Annotated in this window: 20 protein-coding genes; 11 read left to right on the plus strand and 9 right to left on the minus strand. The window is 65.0% G+C overall.

What is annotated here, in order from left to right; genetic code table 11:
* Nucleotides 1-29 precede the first annotated feature (29 nt).
* Complete coding sequence (locus FJ960_RS17790; protein WP_140715691.1) at nucleotides 30-704, minus strand: winged helix-turn-helix domain-containing protein; 675 nt, start codon at nucleotides 702-704, stop codon at nucleotides 30-32.
* A gap of 68 nt (nucleotides 705-772) precedes the next feature.
* On the opposite strand from FJ960_RS17790, the gene FJ960_RS17795 reads away from it, so the two are divergent.
* The 3 genes from FJ960_RS17795 (at nucleotide 773) to FJ960_RS17805 (ending at nucleotide 1754) form a co-directional block, all read left to right on the plus strand.
* On the plus strand, nucleotides 773-988 hold the full coding sequence (locus FJ960_RS17795) for a DUF1127 domain-containing protein (RefSeq protein WP_140715693.1): 216 nt from the start codon (nucleotides 773-775) through the stop codon (nucleotides 986-988).
* A 92-nt stretch (nucleotides 989-1080) separates the two neighbouring features.
* Complete coding sequence (locus FJ960_RS17800; RefSeq protein ID WP_140715696.1) at nucleotides 1081-1413, plus strand: NIPSNAP family protein; 333 nt, start codon at nucleotides 1081-1083, stop codon at nucleotides 1411-1413.
* Entirely contained in the window at nucleotides 1410-1754 is a 345-nt protein-coding gene (locus FJ960_RS17805) for an antibiotic biosynthesis monooxygenase (protein ID WP_140715698.1), read from the plus strand. Before FJ960_RS17800 ends, FJ960_RS17805 begins: the two co-directional genes overlap by 4 nt.
* A gap of 209 nt (nucleotides 1755-1963) precedes the next feature.
* Here the strand turns inward: FJ960_RS17805 and mbfA are convergent, their stop codons facing one another.
* Nucleotides 1964-2947, minus strand: a complete 984-nt coding sequence (gene mbfA / locus FJ960_RS17810) for an iron exporter MbfA (RefSeq protein ID WP_140715700.1) — start codon at nucleotides 2945-2947, stop codon at nucleotides 1964-1966.
* A 171-nt stretch (nucleotides 2948-3118) separates the two neighbouring features.
* Here mbfA and FJ960_RS17815 point away from each other — a divergent pair, with 171 nt between their 5' ends.
* Entirely contained in the window at nucleotides 3119-3442 is a 324-nt protein-coding gene (locus tag FJ960_RS17815) for a hypothetical protein (RefSeq protein WP_027146459.1), read from the plus strand.
* 142 nt (nucleotides 3443-3584) lie between these two features.
* Nucleotides 3585-4562, plus strand: a complete 978-nt coding sequence (locus FJ960_RS17820; RefSeq protein ID WP_140715702.1) for a threonine/serine dehydratase — start codon at nucleotides 3585-3587, stop codon at nucleotides 4560-4562.
* Nucleotides 4563-4688: 126 nt separating this feature from the next.
* Here FJ960_RS17820 and FJ960_RS17825 read toward each other — a convergent pair whose 3' ends face one another.
* Nucleotides 4689-5177, minus strand: a complete 489-nt coding sequence (locus tag FJ960_RS17825; RefSeq protein ID WP_140507062.1) for an isoprenylcysteine carboxylmethyltransferase family protein — start codon at nucleotides 5175-5177, stop codon at nucleotides 4689-4691.
* A gap of 164 nt (nucleotides 5178-5341) precedes the next feature.
* Here FJ960_RS17825 and FJ960_RS17830 point away from each other — a divergent pair, with 164 nt between their 5' ends.
* A complete protein-coding gene (locus tag FJ960_RS17830; protein ID WP_140715704.1) occupies nucleotides 5342-5815 on the plus strand; it encodes a MarR family transcriptional regulator in 474 nt (157 codons plus the stop codon).
* Here FJ960_RS17830 and FJ960_RS17835 read toward each other — a convergent pair.
* The 4 genes from FJ960_RS17835 to FJ960_RS17850 are packed head-to-tail and all read right to left on the minus strand — an operon-like array spanning nucleotide 5812 to nucleotide 9512.
* On the minus strand, nucleotides 5812-6948 hold the full coding sequence (locus FJ960_RS17835) for an ABC transporter permease (RefSeq protein WP_140507066.1): 1137 nt from the start codon (nucleotides 6946-6948) through the stop codon (nucleotides 5812-5814). The two genes, FJ960_RS17830 and FJ960_RS17835, sit on opposite strands and share 4 nt — an antisense overlap.
* Nucleotides 6945-7865 (minus strand): ABC transporter ATP-binding protein, encoded by a 921-nt coding sequence (locus tag FJ960_RS17840; RefSeq protein WP_027146455.1) that lies wholly within the window; start codon nucleotides 7863-7865, stop codon nucleotides 6945-6947. Before FJ960_RS17840 ends, FJ960_RS17835 begins: the two co-directional genes overlap by 4 nt.
* Complete coding sequence (locus tag FJ960_RS17845) at nucleotides 7862-8815, minus strand: HlyD family efflux transporter periplasmic adaptor subunit (protein ID WP_140715706.1); 954 nt, start codon at nucleotides 8813-8815, stop codon at nucleotides 7862-7864. Before FJ960_RS17845 ends, FJ960_RS17840 begins: the two co-directional genes overlap by 4 nt.
* Nucleotides 8816-8828: 13 nt before the next feature.
* Nucleotides 8829-9512 (minus strand): CerR family C-terminal domain-containing protein, encoded by a 684-nt coding sequence (locus FJ960_RS17850; RefSeq protein ID WP_140715800.1) that lies wholly within the window; start codon nucleotides 9510-9512, stop codon nucleotides 8829-8831.
* Between the two features lie 90 nt (nucleotides 9513-9602).
* Here FJ960_RS17850 and FJ960_RS17855 point away from each other — a divergent pair, with 90 nt between their 5' ends.
* Complete coding sequence (locus FJ960_RS17855) at nucleotides 9603-10076, plus strand: CYTH domain-containing protein (protein WP_140507072.1); 474 nt, start codon at nucleotides 9603-9605, stop codon at nucleotides 10074-10076.
* Nucleotides 10073-11017 (plus strand): CHAD domain-containing protein, encoded by a 945-nt coding sequence (locus tag FJ960_RS17860; RefSeq protein ID WP_140715708.1) that lies wholly within the window; start codon nucleotides 10073-10075, stop codon nucleotides 11015-11017. The genes FJ960_RS17855 and FJ960_RS17860 overlap by 4 nt, the downstream gene beginning before the upstream one ends.
* A gap of 30 nt (nucleotides 11018-11047) precedes the next feature.
* On the opposite strand, the gene FJ960_RS17865 is transcribed toward FJ960_RS17860, so the two are convergent.
* Nucleotides 11048-11851 carry a helix-turn-helix transcriptional regulator gene (locus FJ960_RS17865; protein ID WP_140715710.1) on the minus strand — a complete coding sequence of 268 codons (804 nt, stop codon included), beginning with the start codon at nucleotides 11849-11851 and terminating at the stop codon, nucleotides 11048-11050.
* A 113-nt stretch (nucleotides 11852-11964) separates the two neighbouring features.
* Between FJ960_RS17865 and FJ960_RS17870 the strand changes: the two genes are divergently transcribed.
* From FJ960_RS17870 to FJ960_RS17880, 3 genes are all read left to right on the plus strand, one after another.
* Entirely contained in the window at nucleotides 11965-12780 is an 816-nt protein-coding gene (locus FJ960_RS17870; RefSeq protein ID WP_246672866.1) for an ATP/GTP-binding protein, read from the plus strand.
* A 136-nt stretch (nucleotides 12781-12916) separates the two neighbouring features.
* Nucleotides 12917-13297: a nuclear transport factor 2 family protein gene (locus FJ960_RS17875; RefSeq protein ID WP_140507080.1), complete on the plus strand. Its 381-nt coding sequence runs from the start codon at nucleotides 12917-12919 to the stop codon at nucleotides 13295-13297.
* Nucleotides 13276-13902 (plus strand): DNA-3-methyladenine glycosylase, encoded by a 627-nt coding sequence (locus tag FJ960_RS17880; RefSeq protein WP_140715712.1) that lies wholly within the window; start codon nucleotides 13276-13278, stop codon nucleotides 13900-13902. The genes FJ960_RS17875 and FJ960_RS17880 overlap by 22 nt, the downstream gene beginning before the upstream one ends.
* Here FJ960_RS17880 and FJ960_RS17885 read toward each other — a convergent pair.
* Complete coding sequence (locus tag FJ960_RS17885; protein ID WP_140715714.1) at nucleotides 13892-15634, minus strand: SulP family inorganic anion transporter; 1743 nt, start codon at nucleotides 15632-15634, stop codon at nucleotides 13892-13894. The genes FJ960_RS17880 and FJ960_RS17885 overlap by 11 nt on opposite strands.
* Nucleotides 15635-15644: the final 10 nt, after the last annotated feature.

Raw genomic sequence — 15644 nt, forward strand, 5'->3', positions numbered from 1 at the left:
CGCTGTCCCGCCGAGGTCTCCGCAATCCATCACGCCAGAAACACCCTCTCGAACGCCTGCTTGCCGGGCAGCGAGAAAATCACCGCCCGGCTTTCCTTCTCGCGGCGCGCCCATTTCTCGGCAAGGATCTTGTCGAGGATGGCGGCGCCCAGCGTCCCGGCGAGGTGCGAGCGCCGCACGCTCCAGTCGAGGCAGGCGCGGCACACCGGCCGCCGCGGCTTGGTGTAGACATCGATGCCTATCGCCGCGAAGTGCGATGCGGCGGAGGGCCCGAGCCTGATCTCCTTGTCGTCGCGGACCAGGATGTTTTTCTCGACAAGACGATCCAGCATCGCAACGGCCTGCTCGCCGGCAAGGTGATCGTAGCAGACGCGCGCGATGCGCATCGCGCCGTCGCGAGGACCCGGCCGCACGCGCTTGGGGCCAACAGCTTCGGCCACGCCGGTGATGGCTTCGATCATGCCGGCCACTTGCGGGCCGGCCAGCCCGTAATAACGATGCCGGCCCTGGCTGGCCAAGGTCAGCAACCCGCCCTCCATCAGTTTGGACAGGTGCGAGGAGGCGGTCGGCAGCGACACGCCGGCCTCCAGCGCCAGTTCGCTCGCGGTCAATGCCGTGCCGCCCATCAGGGCGTTCAGCATGTTGGCGCGGGCCGGATCGCCGACCAGGCTGGCGATGCGGGCAATATCGGGTCCTTCACGCATGGTTTGATCCTCATCGAAGCATTCTTGTCAGGTAAACATTATTCTCCGACCAGATCAAGGAGACGACGATGGCCGCACGAATCGCTTTCACCCCCGCACCGTTGCCCCGCCGCCAATCGTTCCCGTTCATCAGCTGGGTCCGCTCGCGGCTGCCGGCCCGCTGGTATGACCGCCATTTGCAGCGCCGCGACCTCCGCGAGATCGACGACCATCTGCTGCGCGACCTTGGCCTGACACGGGAAGATGTGCGCCGCGAATGCGCGAAGTCCTTCTGGCAGGCTTGAGGTCAGGACATTTGCCTAGCAGATCGGACGATACAACGGTTCGACGCCGCTCGAATTATCGACGCGAAAACACTCTTCAAGGAGAGACCGAGATGACCATCACGTGCTTTATCCGCTATGAGATCGACCCGTTCGGCAAGGCCGCCTTCGAGGAGTATGCCCGCAACTGGGGCCAGGCCATTCCGCGCTGCGGCGCCGATCTGATCGGTTATTTCGCACCGCATGAGGGCTCGGCCACGACGGCCTATGCCGCCTACAACATCGAGAATCTGGCCGCCTACGAAGCCTATCGCGCCCGGCTTGCCGCCGACCCCGCCGGCAAGGCAAACTACGAGTTCGCCCGCCGTGAACGCTTCATCCTTAGGGAGGACCGCATGTTCCTGAAACTGGCTTCCGGCCCGCATGCGGCGCTGGTGAAGAAATGATCGCCGTCATCTTCGAGGTGCAGCCAGCGCAGGGCCGGCGCGAGGTCTATCTGAGCATCGCCGCCGATCTGCGGCCGCTGCTCGACGGCATCGACGGGTTCATCTCCATCGAGCGCTTCCAGAGCCTGGCCGACCCGAACCGGATCCTGTCGCTGTCGTTCTGGCGTGACGAGGAGGCGGTCAAGGCCTGGCGCAATACCGAAGAACACCGACAGGCACAAAAGGCAGGGCGGGGCGGCATCTTTGCCGGCTATAGATTGCGGATCGCGCATGTGGTGCGGGATTATGGGCTGACGGAAAGAGACGAGGCGCCGGCGGACAGCCGGGCGGTGAATGGGTGAGAGGTTAGCGCGACCTTTTCCCTTCTCCCTTGTGAGGCCCGAAGGGCGGGCGAGGACCGTGACTCGCCCAGGGCGGCGGATCGGCGCGCAGCGCCGAGACGGTCGAGGGGTGTTCCAGCGGAGTGAGACGCTGGCTTTCCCTGGAGCACCCCTCATCCGACCTCGCTGCGAGGCCACCTTCCGCCACAAGGGGGGAAGGAAGAGGCGTTCTACGCATTCCCGATCAGCACACCCGCCGCGAACACCAGGGCACCGCCGAGAACCACCTGGAAGGCGGCGCGCAGGAACGGGGTCTGCATGTAGCGGTTCTGGACGAAGGCGATCGCCCACAATTCGAAGAACACCACCACGGCGGCAACGCCGGTCGCCGTCCAGAAATGCGGGATGAGGTAGGGCAGCGCGTGGCCGAGGCCGCCCAGCGTCGTCATGACGCCGACGGTCAGGCCGCGCTTGGTCGGCGAGCCCCTGCCCGACAGTTTGCCGTCGTCGGAGGCCACTTCGGTGAACCCCATCGAGATGCCAGCGCCGATCGAGGCGGCGAGACCGACCAGAAGCGTCTGCCACGTGTCATGCGTGGCAAAGGCGGCGGCGAAGATCGGCGCCAGCGTCGATACCGATCCGTCCATCAGCCCAGCCAGGCCCGGCTGCACATAGGTGAGAATGAACTGGCGCTGCTCGGCGGTCGCCTCCTCGACCCTGACTTCGCCCGGGACATGTTTCTGCTCCAGCGCATGCGCCGAGCTTTCATGGCCCTGTTCGGCCGCGGCCAGGTCGTTGAGCAGTTTTCGCGTCGAGGCATCGGTGGTGCGCTTGGCCGCCTCGACATAGAACAGGTAGGCTTGCCGCTCCATCGCCTCGGCCTGGGTACGCACGGCCTCGATGCCGAGCGGCCGCACCAGCCAGTCGGGCTTGCGCTCATAATAGCCTTTCACATGTTCACGGCGGATCAGCGGAATGCGCTCGCCGAAACGCTTGCGATGGAGCTCGATCAGCGAGTCGCGATGGCCGTCCTCCTCCTTGGCCATCGCCTCGAACAGTTTGGCCGATTGCGGGAAAGTCTCGGCCAGTCCATCCGCGTAGGCGCGGTAGATGCGGCCATCATCTTCTTCCGATGAAATGGCCAGCGCCAGGATCTCTTGTTCGGAGAGCGATTCGAAGGAGCGGCGGCCGAAGCCGAAAACACGGGAAAGCATGAGGAAATCACCCTAGTTTAGAATTGTTCTAAAGTAGGGTTTACGGCGCCGGTGGTCAATCGCGCGCTTGGCCGCGGTCAACAATAGTTGAAGCCCGGCCTTGGCATCGTCCTTCATTATTGCCGAATGTTCACCTATATATGGCACCAAGCCATCAAAAGGAACGAGCTGATGACGGCAAAGACGCCTCCGCACGCCTATGACCCGAAACCGGTCCTCGATCTCATCGCCAGCATCGAGGCCGACCTGCAGCGCCTGAAAGGCCTTGTCGAACAGCAGGTCGAGAAATTCGACCCTGCCAATCCGCACAACAAGGCGCCGGACGGCAAGCTGACCGAGGAAGGCGTCGAGTGCTGCTACCGCATGTTCGACGAAGGCAAGTCGCGCTATTCGGTGGCCCAGCAGATGAAGATTTCGTTCGCCGCCGCCACGCATCGGTTCAACAGCTGGCGCAAGCTGGGCGGGACAAAAAGGCAGCGGACGTTGCTGGGGTGAATTGCGATACGCTGGCGGCCGCAACGCGGGCTATATTTGTATCTTGATCACAATCGCGAATTGTCCCGGTCACATCTTTTCGTTGGCATCGCGCGAGCCTTTCCGTGCACCATGGCCGGATCGCATCACCACAGGACCCGCCATGACCACCCCTCCCGGCATTGCCGATATCCACGCCGCCGCCGCGCGCCTTTCGGGGCTGATCGTCGAGACACCGCTGATCGAATCGCAGGAGCTGAACAGGCGCTTCGGCGGCCGCATCCTGTTCAAGCCGGAGACACTGCAGCGCACCGGCTCGTTCAAGTTCCGCGGCGCCTACAACAAGCTGTCCTCGCTGAGCGAGGCGGAACGCAGCCGTGGCGTCGTCGCTTTCTCCTCGGGCAACCATGCGCAAGGCGTGGCGGCTTCGGCCGCCATGTTCGGCGTCAAAGCGGTCATCGCCATGCCAGCCGATGCACCTGACATGAAGATCGCCAATGTCCGCAAGATGGGCGCCGAGGTGGTGCCCTTCGACCGTTTCAACGACGACCGCATGACGGTGGTTCGCCCTTACCTCGACAGGGGCATGGCGTTGGTGCCGCCCTTCGACGACCCGGCTATCATCGCCGGCCAGGGCACGATCGGACTGGAGCTGGTGAAGCAGACGCGGGCGCTCGGTGTATCGCTCGACGCGGTCGTCATCCCCTGTGGCGGCGGCGGCCTGACCAGCGGCATTTCCGTCGCGGTCAAGGATGCCTCGCCCGGCACCGCGATCTGGGCGGTCGAACCCGAGCATTTCGACGACACTCGCCGCTCGCTGGCGGCGGGCGCCAGGGTTTCGAACGAGCCGGGCCACAGTTCAATCTGCGACGCCATCCTGACCGCCGAGCCGGGCGTCATCACCTTCGAAATCAACCGCCGCAACCTCGCCGGCGCCATCGCGGTTTCCGACAAGGCGACGGCTCAGGCGATGCGCGACGCCATGGCCCATCTCAAGCTGGTGGTCGAGCCCGGCGGCTGCGTTGCGCTCGCGGCGCTGTCATCGGGCGAGATCGAACTGTCCGGCAAATGCGTTGCCGTGATGCTGTCCGGCGGCAATGTCGATTTCGGCACCTATGCGGAAATCATGGGGGCCGCATAAAGGTTGCAATTGATCTGCGGGATCATGCGCTGGCCAATTGGACGCGCGGCACTCTAGGGTCAAAGCCAAATCAGTTGGCTGCCGCAAATGGCGCCGGCGCTGCAGGCCGGCGCTCTTGTCCAACTGTCACAGCCAGCGGCGCACGCGGGCCTTGTAGCCCCGATAGATGTCGCCGAACCGCCTTTCCAGGTAAGCCTCCTCGCGCGCGACGACGCCATAGCGGACCATGAACACAAGCGGCAGTGTTAGGATCAGAACCCACGAGCTTTGTGTCGCGACGCCGATGCCGCCGTACATGAGAAAAAACCCAAGATAGATGGGATTGCGGGTCCAGCGGTAAATGCCTGTCGTCACGAGCACGCGGGCGGGCTGGTTCGTGGGCAAAGGCGTCGCAGCGCTGGAGAAGCGGCGGACCCCCGCGGCAAAAAGCGCCAAACCTATCAGGATCAGCGACCCGCCGATGATCCGGTGGACCAGGTCGATCCCCGGCACCGGGAACGGCAAAGGCAGCACCCGATCCAAGGTGAGACCGACCAGAACAGCGGCAGGAAAGAAAAGGATCGGTCGCCCAGCGACGCCTGCTGTCGCGGCCACTTGTTGCCCATCTGTGTCCATACCCGTGGCTGCTCCTGCAGATCCTGGAGGCTACGTAGGGGAGGTCGCCTTCAAAATGACAACTAAGGTGTCATTCTATACTTGACAATCGGCGTGTCAATCAGGAAACAGGCGAGGTCAGCGGAATGGATGCGCATGGCAGCGGCACGACACAGGACCGAGGCATGCCGAAGGACGGGATCGGACCAATCGTCGACAGCAAGGGCGAGGCAATCGCCGAGCTGATGCTCGAAGTGGCCCAGTGCTTCTTCAGAATACGGGCCCTGGGTCAGAAGACGGGGCTCATCACCAGCTGGGGCGGCGGTGCGTTCGGCTTCATGCGAAGTCTCGCGCTGCTTGGTCCCCTGACCGTGCCGCAGATCGCTCAGATGAGACCCACCAGCCGCCAGCGGATGCAGCGGCTGGCGGATGAGCTTGCGGCCGAGGGGCTCGTCAAATTCGTCCACAATCCGAAGCACCGGCGCTCCAAGCTCGTGCAGCTGACGCCCATAGGCGACGCGCGCTACCGCGAACTCAACACCCAGCTCCTTTCGATCGCAACCACCATGGGCGTCGCGCTCAGCGAACCGGATATTCGCAGGACGACCGAGATCGTGCGGCGGCTGAGCGATGATGTGAGAGGGCGCTCGAAACTTTAGTCCAACGTGCGCCTGAACCGTACCAGCGCCACGCCGGCGAACAGCGCCACGAACGCCGCCAGCCAGCCGATCTCGGTCGCCACCGCCGGCAGCTGGGCGCTCTTCAACATCACCGCGCGGGTGATGCGCAGGAAATGCGTCAGCGGAAAAATCTCGCCGAAGGTCTGCGCCCAGCCCGGCATGCCGCGATAGGGAAACATGAAGCCCGACAGCATGATTGAGGGCAGGAAGAAGAAGAAGGTGAGCTGAAGCGCCTGCATCTGCGTGCGCGCGATCGTCGAGATCGTGTAGCCGAGCAGCACCAGGGACAGCACGAACACCAGCACCGCCGACAAAAGCAGCGTCATCGAGCCGGTGAAGGGGATGGCGAACAGAAGCTTCGACGCCGCCAGCACCACCACCACCTGCACCGCGCCGACCGCCAGATAGGGCAGCACCTTGCCCATCATGATCTCCAGCGGGCTCGATGGCATCGCCAGGAGATTCTCCATCGTGCCACGCTCGGTCTCGCGCGTCAGCGCGATCGAGGTCATCATCACCATGGTCATCTGCAGGATGACGCCGAGCAGGCCGGGCACGATGTTGTATTGCGAGATGCCTTCGGGATTGTAGCGCCGGTGCACGACGACATCGAGTTGGCCCCTGGCGGCCTCGGCGGCGGCTTCCTGCATGCCCTGCGCTCTCAGCAGCGCCTGGCCGGCGATGGTGCCGAGCGTCGATATCGCGCCGCTGGCGACCGCCGGATCGGTGGCGTCGGCCTCGATCAGGATCTGCGGCTTGTCACCGCGCTCGACGCGCCGGGCGAAATCGGCGGGGATGGTGACGACGAAGGCGACGTCGCCGCGCGCCATCAGGAACTCGGCCTCGTCAGCGCTTTGCGCGACATTGTCGAAGCGGTAGTAGCCGGTGGTCTGCAACGCCGAGACCATGGCGCGGGTGTAGGGATCGCTGCTGGTCGCCACCAGCGCCGCCGGCAGGCTTTTCGGGTCGTTGTTGATGGCGTAGCCGAACAGGACGAGCTGTATCAGCGGCACGCCCAGCATCATGGCGAAGGTGATGCGGTCGCGCCGCATCTGGATGAACTCCTTGATCAGCAGGGCGCCGAGCCTGGCGAAGGAAAAGACGTTGTTCATGCCATATTGTCCTTCGATCCCGACATGAACTGAATGAAGACGTCCTCCAGGCTGGTTTCGCCGGGTTTCATGGTCACCCCTTTGTGCTCTCTCTCAACATCGGCAAGGGCAGCCTCAAGCTTCTTGCGGTCGGAACCGACGACATGCAGCGTCGCGCCGAACGGTGCCACCTGGTCGACGCCGGGACGGCCTTGCAGCGTTTGCGCCACCTCGTCGAGCCGCGGACCCTGCAGCACGAAAGTGGTCAGGCCCGCGTTCTTCACCACCTCGGCGACGGTACCGGTGGCTAGCATCTTGCCGTAGGAGATGTAGCTGATGCGGTGGCAGCGCTCGGCCTCGTCCATGTAATGAGTGGAAACCAGCACGGTGAGCCCGCCGCTGGCCAGGCGATGGATCTCGTCCCAGAACTCGCGCCGCGCCTTCGGGTCGACGCCGGCCGTCGGCTCGTCGAGCAGAAGCAGTTTCGGCTTGTGCATGATACAGGCGGCCAGCGCCAGACGCTGCTTCCAGCCGCCGGACAAGGTGCCGGCCAGCTGGTTGCGGCGCGTCGCCAGGCCGAGATCCTCCAGCGTGCGCGAGACATATTCCTCGACCGGCTTCAGCCGGTAGAGCCGCGCCACGAATTCCAGGTTCTCGCCGATCGTCAGATCCTCGTAGAACGAGAATTTCTGCGTCATGTAGCCGACTTCACGCTTGATCCTGAGCGCATCGGTGCGGATGTTGAAGCCCAGCACCGTGCCTTCGCCCTCGTCCGGCGTCAGCAGGCCGCACATGATGCGGATGGTGGTGGTCTTGCCCGAGCCGTTGGGGCCGAGGAAGCCGACGATCTCGCCCTCGGCGACCGACATCGTCACATGATCGACGACGGTCTTGTCGCCGAAGCGCTTGACCAGGCCGTGAACGTCGATGGCGTTCATTTTCCCATATCCGCGAGATCGACATCGACGATCTGGCCGGGCTGAAGCGGCCCCGCATCGCCCTCCGGCCGCGCCTCGACGAGGTAGACCAGCTTCTGCCGGTTCTCGAGCGAATAGATCACCGGCGGGGTGAATTCGGGATCGGGCGAAACGTAACTGACGCGCGCCTTCACGTCCGGGCCGCAGCCGTCGCAACGGACGCTGAGCAGGCTGCCGACCTTGACCGAGGAGAACGCGCTTTCCGGAACATAGACGCTGAGCTTCACCGCGCCGTCGGGAAGCACCGAGATGACAGGCGCGGTCGGGCCCGCCGTGTCGCCGGGATTGCGGATGACGTCGTTAACGCGGCCGGGCGAAGGGGCTGCGAGCGTGCGCTTGGACAGGCGCCATCGCGCCTGTTCCAGTTCCGCCTGCGCCTGCTTGACCTGGTTGTCGGCGGCCTTGATCGTCTCGGGCCGCGCCGGCAGGCCGCCGACGGCGAGATTGGCCTCGGCCTGGCCAACCTGGGCATTGGCGGTTTCCAGCGTCGCCGAGGCGGTGTCATAGTCCGCTTGGGTGCCGGTACCGCGCTTGAACAGATCGGAGGCGCGGTCGTTTTTTCGCTTGGCGTCGGCGGCCTGTGCCTTGGCCATGTCGACCTCGGCCTTCAGCACGGCGATCTCTTCCGGCCGTTTGCCGACCTGGAGGTCGGCAAACTGCGCCTGCGCCTGTGCAAGGGCCGCCTGCGCTTGCGCCACCGCGATCTTGGCGTCGGCATTTTCGAGTGTCACCACGGTGGCTCCCGGCGTGACGCGATCGCCGCGCTTCACGGTCACCGTCTCGACCTGCGCCACTTCGATCGGCGCCAGGAGCACATAATCGCCCTCGACATAGCCGACGGCGAGCGGTGCCGCCGGGGCGCAGGCAGCGAACAGTTGGGCAGCGAGCGGCAGCGAACACAAAATGCTCATTGTCTTGATCCCTTCATCCCTGCCTCTTTCGGGCGGCCAGTATGGCGCCGAGGTTGTCCGTGGTGACCGCCACCACCTTGGCGGCCTCGGCGGCACCGATTTCGTGCCAGCCCATGCGGCGCATCACCGCCTCGCGGCCGATGCGGAAATAGATGACCTGGCCGATCAACGTGAACACGGTGAGCCGGGTCCGTTCGCTCTCGGCCGGCTCGCCGGTGGCCTGCTCCCAGAGCAGACATAAACGACGATGCGCCGGATCGAAGACGCCTTCATAGATGCGGTCGAGCGCCGCCGTCGGATACGACAGCTCGCGCAGCACGAACTGCACGATCTCTCCGGCCTGCGGACTGGCAACGACAAAGCCGACCATCCGTTCCAGGGCCGCGAAGAGCTGCGCGCGCGCCGCCTCCGGATCGCCAGCCGTCGCGGCCTGTTCATTGAGCGCCTGACCGGCGACGGCCTGAATGGTCTCGACGATAAAGTCGGCGGCAGCTGCGCGAAGACCTTCCTTGCCGCCGAAATGATAGGCGATCGAGCCGATATTGGCCCCCGCCTCGGCCGCGATCTCGCGCGTCGAGGTGCCGTCGAAGCCTTGCCGCCCGAACAGTTTCAGCGCCGCCCGGACGAGCGCGGAGCGCGTCAGCTCTGCCGGGGATGTCTCGCGGCGGGGCGTCTTGGCATCTGGCGATTTGATCATGTCGAAGGCTTTAATCAATCGATTGATTAAAGTCAACTTCCGCGCGCTCCGTCTTGCCATCGCGCGCGGCAAACGCTTTAGTGCGCGGCCATGGGCAAGGAAGTCGAGCGTAAGTTCCTGGTCTCCAGCACAGCATGGCGGGATCTGGTGGAAGCGGATATCCGCATTCTCCAGTTCTATCTCGCCATGGCACCCGGACGAACCGTCCGCATCCGCATCAGTGACGGAGCCTCGGCCAAGCTGACGCTCAAATTCGGCAGCAGCGCGCGCGAGCGCGACGAATTCGAATATCCGATCCCGCTCGCGGAGGCAGTGGAGATGCTGGACTTCGCCATCGGACGTGTCATCGAGAAGACACGTCACCATGTTAGGCATCGCGGCTATCTCTATGAAGTCGATGTCTTTGGCGGTGCACTGGCGGGACTTGTGGTGGCCGAACTCGAGACTCCGCAAGACGTTCCGGATGAAATGCTGCCGGACTGGCTCGGCCATGAAGTCACCGGCGATCAGAAGTTCTACAACGCGTCGCTCGCCCTCGGAGGGATACCGGAGATCGCCGCATGAGCTTTCGCATAGACCCGCGCATGCCGCTGACCGGCGAGGTCAGACGCATCCTTGCCGAGGAGATCGGCAAGGCCCTGTTGCATTTGGATGCGGCACGCGCCCGGCCGGAACAGGGCCTGCACAAGTGCCGCAAGCGGCTGAAGAGCGCGCGTGCCTTGCTGCGCCTCGTTCGTTCCGGAGACGAAACATTCTGCGCGACCGAGAATCAGTGCTACCGCAACGTGGCGGCGCTGCTAGCCGGCCCGCGTGAGGCGACGGCGCTGATCGAGACCATCGACCGGCTGGCGGCGCGTTTCGCGAAGGAGAGCGCCGATGGCGGGCTCGATGCCGTGCGCGACAGGCTGATCGCGCGCCAGCATGATTTGCACGAAGGCGCCGGGCTGCAGGCGGCGATCGGCGCGGCGACCGCTGCGTGCGAAGACGGCATGAAGCGCATCGAAGCCCTTGCCTTGCCCGACCAGCCGGAACAGGCCGCAGACGTGCTCGCCGAGGGCGCCCGCGTCACCTTGCGCCGTGCCAGGAAGGCGCTCGACAAGGCCGGCGCCCACGGCAAGGCCGACGATTTCCACGACCTGCGCAAGGCGGCCAAGACGCATGGCATGCACCTGTCGCTGCTGGGCAGGCTGTGGCCGACCCCGATCAAGGCGCGGCGCAAGGCTGTCGATGAACTGGGCGAGCAGCTCGGCGAACTGCATGACGTGTTCGTCATGCGCGCGCTGCTCGAGGCGGACAGCGAGCCGCTTGGGCCGCCCGAGGACACGAAACTTATCGGCAAGCTGCTCAAGCGCTCGGAAAAGAGCCTGAGGAAGGCGTGCCTTGCCGACGCGGCCGAACTGTTCGGCGACAGCCCGAAGCGCTCGACGAAGAGGCTTGCCCGCAAGGCCCGCGACGATCTCGCCGGCGCCTCGCCCGCCGACGATCTGGCCGCCGCGGCCGGTTGACGGCGGAAGACTTCGCCGATCGCCATTGCGCTAAGCGGGTAGCGGCGGTCGCCTTTTTGCCTCGGACGCCTGATCCTTCATCCGCGCGCCGGCGTCGCGCGGGTGTGGGCCAATCGGCATGATCGCCTCGAACGGCGTCGCGCCAAAGGCAAACGTCCATTTGTAGCCGACCAGTCCGTTCTCGGGCGTGGTGTGCTGGTCGTGATGGGCCAGCAGTTTCGCGCGGTCGGCAAGCTCCTCCGCCTCGCGGCGCACCATCTCCGCCGTCTCCGGCCGCATCCGCCTGGAGAAGCTGACGAAGGTCGCCTCCCGCTCGAGATGGGTGATCGCCCAGCCGATGAAATTCTTGTTGGTCATCTCGAACAGCGGCCTGAGCGGCCCCTCGAAATTCCACTGGATGGGCGTTTCGACCAGCAATTTCGCCGACAGGCCACGACCGAGCGCGATCAGGCCGAGTTCCTCGAGGTCGCGCAGATAGAGGAACATCGAGGCCTCGCTCAGTCCCTGCGAGCGTATGACGCCTTGCGGCGTGAACTTTTCCGACAGCATGACGAAGACGAAGAGCAGCGCCGGCCGGCCGGCGAGCCTGCGCTCGATCTCCGGCGCGATGTGGTTGACCGGCCCCGGCCCCCGGTTCATCGAGCCGAGCACGTTTTCCAGCTCGACGCCGGCGGCGGCGCAGATCTCCACCAGCCGGTCGAGCTTGCAGTTCTTCTCGTGGAAGATGCGCTTCACCGTCGGCTCGGAAACGCCCATCCGCTCGCCAAGCTCGCGATAGGTGACCCCCTTCGCCTTCAGTGTCCGTTTCAGCGCCTCGAAGATCGGGCCGTTCATGGCATGCACCTCATTCCGGCAGTTTCGTATCGATATTCGATACTAGAGCCAATCGCTCTTCCCGAAAAGTATCGAAAACCATAGGTCTCCGCCGTCATCACAGGAGACCGGACATGAAACGCCTCATCACCTCAGCCTTCATCGCCGCCATCGGCATCGCGGCTCCCGCCCAGGCCGGCGAGCTCTGGTGCGCAAGGGGCCTCGAGCAGCCGGAATCGGCGCTGTTCGACGCCGCCAATAACCGCATCATCGTTTCCAACATCGTCGGCAATCCGGGCGACGCCGACGGCAACGGCTATCTCAGCGTGCTGTCCCTCGACGGCGAGATCGTAACGCAACACTGGACCGACGGTATGGACGCGCCCAAGGGCATGGCGATATCGGGCGGCAAGCTCTATGTCGCCGACATCACCAAGGTCCGTGTCGTCGACCTCGCCAGCGGCAAGCTCATCGCAAGCATCGCCGTGCCGAAGGCGGTCTTCCTGAACGACATGACATCGGACCAGTCCGGCAAGGTCTATGTCACCGACATGCTGGCCGACACGATCTATCGCATCGATGGCGACAGGCCGGAGCTGTTCGTGAAGGATGCGTTGCTCGCTTCGCCCAACGGCGTCTTCGCCGATGGCACCAGGCTGATCGTCGCCTCATGGGGTAAGGGCGTCAAGGCCGACTTCAGCACCGCCGAGCCGGGCGGGCTGCTGGCGGTCGACCTCGCCAGCAAGGCGGTGACGCCGTTGGCGGGCGCCCAAAGGTTCGCCGATCTCGACGGCGTCGTCGTCATTGGCGACACCATCTATGCCACCGCCTACATGACCGGCCGCTCTACCGATACAGGACCGGCGGCACGCCGGAAGCGGTGGCGCGGTTCAAGCCCGGCAGCGCCGACATCGGTACCGACGGCAAGTCGATCCTCTATGTGCCGCTGATGAACGAGGGCGAAGTGGCGGCGCTGAAGCTCGACTGAGAGCCGGCGTCCCGACGCCGATCCGCGCGACCTTCGCTGACAGCCGTGGATGGACCGTGGTAGGACGGTTCACACGGCGATGGTCAAGGAGGTTTGCCATGGACGACCGGGAGATCAGAGCGGCCCTGGATCGCCACTGGGCCGCCTCCGACGCCAGCGACTTCGAGATGGAGCACCAGATCTACCGGGAGGATGCGGTGCTCGACTATCCGCAATCGGGCGAGCGCATAAATGGGCGGCGCAAGATCAAGTCATCGCGCGCCGCGCAGCCGAACCGCAAGCGCTTCACCGTGCGCCGCATCACCGGCACCGGTGACCTCTGGGTCACCGAATATGTCCTGACCTATGACGGCCGGCCATCCTATACCGTCAGCATCATGGAGTTCCTCGACGGCAAGGTGGCCCGCGAGACCCAGTATTTCGGCGATCCGTTCGAACCCGGACCTTCGCGCGCGCAATGGGTCGAGCGGATATCGTGAGCCACAGCGACGATCATCCGCCCCTCGCGCGAGAAGAACTGCCCGACGATACGGCCGCCCTCGCCCGCTATCTCATCGGCAAGCTGGTGGTGCGTGACTTGCCTGAAGGCAGGGTCAGCGGCCGCATCGTCGAGACCGAGGCCTATGTCGTCGGCGATGCCGCCGGGCATGGCTTTCGGGGAATGACGCCGCGCAACCGGTCGCTGTTTCTCGAGCGCGGGCACGCCTATGTCTATCTCGCCTATGGCATCTCGTTCATGCTGAACGTTTCCAGCGACACGCAAGGCACCGGGACCGGCGTGCTGATCCGGGCGCTGGAGCCGCTGGAAGGCATCGCGATCATGCGGCTGAACCGTGGCGTCGAGCGCCTGCGCGACCTGGCGCGCGGGCCGGGACGGCTGGCCGCGGCATTGCGGATCGATCGATCGCTCGACGGGCTCGACCTTTGCCGGGAAGGCCCGCTATGGCTCGCTCGGGATGGCACTGAAACCGGCGCGATCGGGCAGAGCATCAGGATCGGCATTTCGAAGGACTCGGAGCGCCTGCTGCGATTTTATCTCGTGGGAAGCCCGTTCGTCAGCGGCCCGGCATCGCTCAACCGGTGAGGGACGGCTGCTCCACCTCTTGTTTTCCCGCCAGCTGCGCCCGAGCGTCGCGGATCGAAGCGGCATAGGTCACCAGCGGCCGCTTGACGCCGTGGTTGATCAGCATGCGCCGTATCCGCGGCGAGGCGCCCGAAATGATGAAGCGCACGCCAGCGCGCCTCGCCTTGCGGGCCGCGCTTTCGATGACATTGGCCGCCGTCGAATCAAAAAGCGGCACGGCCGAACAGTCGAGGATGAAGTTGCGGCGCTGGTCGGCGATGCGGTCGAGCACGCTGCCGACGGTGGAGGCGGCGCCGAAGAAGAAGGCGCCCGAGATGCGGTAGACGACGGTGTCGGCGTCGGCGGCCTCGCTGGAATCATAGGCACGGGCGCCGTCGACGCTGTCGGCGACATCGTCCTGCGCCAGATCCGCCTCGACGGCGACGGACTTCGCCATGCGGTCGATGAACAGGATCGAGCCGAGCGCGAAGCCGACGACGATGCCTTCGGTCAAATCGCGGAAGACGACGATCAGGAAGGTCGCCAGCAGCACCAGCGCATCGCCGCGCGACGCCCTGAGCAGCGTGCCGAAGGCCTGTTTCTCGAACATGTTCCAGCAGACCACCGCCAGCACGCCGGCAAGGGCCGAGAGCGGGATGTAGCTGGCTAACGGCGCCGCCACCAGCATCAGCACCAGCAGGATGGCCGAATGGACGATGCCCGAAACCGGGCCGTGCGCGCCGGCCCGCACGTTGGTGGCGGTGCGGGCGATGGTGCCGGTGGCGCAGATGCCGCCGAACAGGGCGGACGCGATGTTGGCGAAGCCTTGCGCCACCAGCTCGCAATTCGAGCGGTGCCGCCGGCCAGTCATGCCGTCGGCGACAACGGCCGACAGCAGCGATTCGATGGCGCCGAGCAGCGCGAAGGCGATCGCGTCCGGCAAGACGTCGAGCATCCTGCCGAAGCTGACCGGTGGCAGGCCAGGCCATTGCAGGCTGCGCGGGATGCCGCCGTAGCGCGTGCCGATCGTCTCGGCCGGCAGCGCAAACAGCGCCACGACGAGCGAGGCTAGCCCGATGGCGATCAGCATGGAAGGCCATTTCGGCCGCCAGCGCTTCAGGAAAACGATGGTTGCGATGGTCAGCACCGCCACCAAGATCGCGGCGGGGTTGATCGTGCCGGCCGCTTCGCCAAGCGCGATCAACTTGGGCACGAACGGTCCGGGTTCCCTGCCCGGCAGGGTCAGCCCGAACAGTTCGACGATCTGGCCGGAGAAGATGATGACGGCAATGCCGGCGGTGAAGCCGACGGTCACCGGATAGGGAATGAATTTGATGTAGGTGCCGAGGCGGAGGTACCCGATCGCAAGCAGGAAGAAGCCCGCCATCATCGTCGCCAGCAGCAGGCCATCGACGCCGACCCGCGCGACCGTTGCCGCCACCAGCACGATGAAGGCGCCGGCCGGGCCGCCGATCTGGAAGCGGCTGCCGCCCAAGGCCGAGATGATGAAGCCGCCGACGATGGAGGTGTAGAGGCCGCGTTCCGGCGTCACGCCCGACGCGATCGCGATTGCCATCGACAGCGGCAGCGCGACGATGGCGACGGTCAGGCCGGACATGAAGTCGGCCTTGAATTGCGGCAGGTGGTAGCCCTCCCGCCAGACTGTCGCCAGCTTCGGCGTGAACAATTCGGAAAATGTCGGCTTCACCGGCTGATGGGCCGGTTGATGCACTGCCTGACGCGCTTGATCCATGGGCTGCCTT

The sequence above is a fragment of the Mesorhizobium sp. B2-3-11 genome, from assembly GCF_006442215.1.
GTDB lineage: Bacteria > Pseudomonadota > Alphaproteobacteria > Rhizobiales > Rhizobiaceae > Mesorhizobium > Mesorhizobium salmacidum.

Excerpts from the sequence above, each read along its gene's own strand:
- FJ960_RS17840 (WP_027146455.1), bottom strand. The coding sequence starts at position 7,865 with ATGAACGCCATCGACGTTCACGGCCTGGTCAAGCGCTTCGGCGACAAG.
- FJ960_RS17870 (WP_246672866.1), top strand. The coding sequence starts at position 11,965 with ATGAAACGCCTCATCACCTCAGCCTTCATCGCCGCCATCGGCATCGCG.
- mbfA (WP_140715700.1), bottom strand. The coding sequence starts at position 2,947 with ATGCTTTCCCGTGTTTTCGGCTTCGGCCGCCGCTCCTTCGAATCGCTC.
- FJ960_RS17820 (WP_140715702.1), top strand. The coding sequence starts at position 3,585 with ATGACCACCCCTCCCGGCATTGCCGATATCCACGCCGCCGCCGCGCGC.
- FJ960_RS17845 (WP_140715706.1), bottom strand. The coding sequence starts at position 8,815 with ATGAGCATTTTGTGTTCGCTGCCGCTCGCTGCCCAACTGTTCGCTGCC.
- FJ960_RS17885 (WP_140715714.1), bottom strand. The coding sequence starts at position 15,634 with ATGGATCAAGCGCGTCAGGCAGTGCATCAACCGGCCCATCAGCCGGTG.
- FJ960_RS17805 (WP_140715698.1), top strand. The coding sequence starts at position 1,410 with ATGATCGCCGTCATCTTCGAGGTGCAGCCAGCGCAGGGCCGGCGCGAG.
- FJ960_RS17875 (WP_140507080.1), top strand. The coding sequence starts at position 12,917 with ATGGACGACCGGGAGATCAGAGCGGCCCTGGATCGCCACTGGGCCGCC.
- FJ960_RS17860 (WP_140715708.1), top strand. The coding sequence starts at position 10,073 with ATGAGCTTTCGCATAGACCCGCGCATGCCGCTGACCGGCGAGGTCAGA.
- FJ960_RS17850 (WP_140715800.1), bottom strand. The coding sequence starts at position 9,512 with ATGATCAAATCGCCAGATGCCAAGACGCCCCGCCGCGAGACATCCCCG.
- FJ960_RS17855 (WP_140507072.1), top strand. The coding sequence starts at position 9,603 with ATGGGCAAGGAAGTCGAGCGTAAGTTCCTGGTCTCCAGCACAGCATGG.
- FJ960_RS17800 (WP_140715696.1), top strand. The coding sequence starts at position 1,081 with ATGACCATCACGTGCTTTATCCGCTATGAGATCGACCCGTTCGGCAAG.
- FJ960_RS17825 (WP_140507062.1), bottom strand. The coding sequence starts at position 5,177 with ATGGACACAGATGGGCAACAAGTGGCCGCGACAGCAGGCGTCGCTGGG.
- FJ960_RS17830 (WP_140715704.1), top strand. The coding sequence starts at position 5,342 with ATGCCGAAGGACGGGATCGGACCAATCGTCGACAGCAAGGGCGAGGCA.
- FJ960_RS17815 (WP_027146459.1), top strand. The coding sequence starts at position 3,119 with ATGACGGCAAAGACGCCTCCGCACGCCTATGACCCGAAACCGGTCCTC.
- FJ960_RS17795 (WP_140715693.1), top strand. The coding sequence starts at position 773 with ATGGCCGCACGAATCGCTTTCACCCCCGCACCGTTGCCCCGCCGCCAA.
- FJ960_RS17865 (WP_140715710.1), bottom strand. The coding sequence starts at position 11,851 with ATGAACGGCCCGATCTTCGAGGCGCTGAAACGGACACTGAAGGCGAAG.
- FJ960_RS17835 (WP_140507066.1), bottom strand. The coding sequence starts at position 6,948 with ATGAACAACGTCTTTTCCTTCGCCAGGCTCGGCGCCCTGCTGATCAAG.
- FJ960_RS17880 (WP_140715712.1), top strand. The coding sequence starts at position 13,276 with ATGGGTCGAGCGGATATCGTGAGCCACAGCGACGATCATCCGCCCCTC.
- FJ960_RS17790 (WP_140715691.1), bottom strand. The coding sequence starts at position 704 with ATGCGTGAAGGACCCGATATTGCCCGCATCGCCAGCCTGGTCGGCGAT.